The sequence below is a fragment of the Winogradskyella pulchriflava genome, assembly GCF_042434315.1.
Classification (GTDB): domain Bacteria; phylum Bacteroidota; class Bacteroidia; order Flavobacteriales; family Flavobacteriaceae; genus Winogradskyella; species Winogradskyella pulchriflava.
The window spans coordinates 1-998 of sequence record NZ_JBHLTQ010000011.1 but is presented as its reverse complement, the minus strand read 5'-3'; the positions used below and the strand labels follow the sequence as shown (position 1 = coordinate 998).

General features: G+C 31.2%; 1 protein-coding gene. It reads right to left on the bottom strand.

Features of this window, described 5'->3' with window-relative positions; all coding sequences use genetic code 11:
- Nucleotides 1–135 precede the first annotated feature (135 nt).
- Complete coding sequence (locus ACFFGA_RS14835) at nucleotides 136–978, bottom strand: hypothetical protein (protein ID WP_386065199.1); 843 nt, start codon at nucleotides 976–978, stop codon at nucleotides 136–138.
- Nucleotides 979–998: the final 20 nt, after the last annotated feature.

The window sequence follows — 998 nt, the reverse complement described above, 5'->3', positions numbered from 1 at the left end:
GGTAACGGTTTTGTGTATGGCTCGTTGCGGGAAATCCGCGAGGATTTTCCGCCGTAACCGAAAGATAGCAAATTGCAATGAATTCCGATTAGGAATTCAGCCGCAATGAGCTATACACGTTGTTGTAGTGCGTTTTTAATTCCACAAATATTCTAATTCAACTCTATTTTCGTTAATTGACTTAACTATGAAAGTCGCTCCATAATTCGCAACTGAAGTATAGGTTTTTCCATTTTCTTCTCTTGTCGTAAATCCACCACTAATGACCAAATAAGTTTTTCCCTCATCAACGTCCCAATTGTAACTTTTCGAAAGTTTTAAGTCAAGTAAATTCCAGCAATTATCTTTAAATTCTTTTTGGCTCGAAAATTCCCAATAGCAATCTTTATCTAATGCTTCTGATTTGCTTTTTGTGAGTTTTAATATTTCTCCTCTTTCAAATGTTTTCTTTATAGTTTTAGGATACCAAACTCCATTAAGTTTCTTTGATAGTTCTTTTTCTAAGTTATTTCTTTCAGATTTCAGATTCTTAAAAAACTCCGAAAAAAGAACTTTTTCTATATTCTCATATTCATAATCTTGCCAATAACAATATCTGTCAATTTTTAATGTATCTAAATCTCTAATTATTGTGTAATCTTGAATTGAAGAGCTCCAATATTTTTGCTCACAAGAATCTTTGAATTTAAGCGCTTGATTCCAAAACTCATTTAGAAGTTTAATCTTGTCAGAGTTCAATTCTGAGTCTCCTGAAATCGCAGTTCTTTCACTAATTTTATATTCAGGTCGTATTATTTTTCCAAATATTTTATTTCCTTTTTTAGTGAATTCCATTCTTTTATTGACATAAGCTTCGTCTCCAGTCCAATAATCGATTATTAATTTCTCAAATTCTGGATTTTGGGTATTTTCTTTTTTTCCGCTACAAGAACAGAATAAAATTAAAATCAGAATGATAGATGTTATTACTGTTCTCATTTCTCAAATGCACTACAACG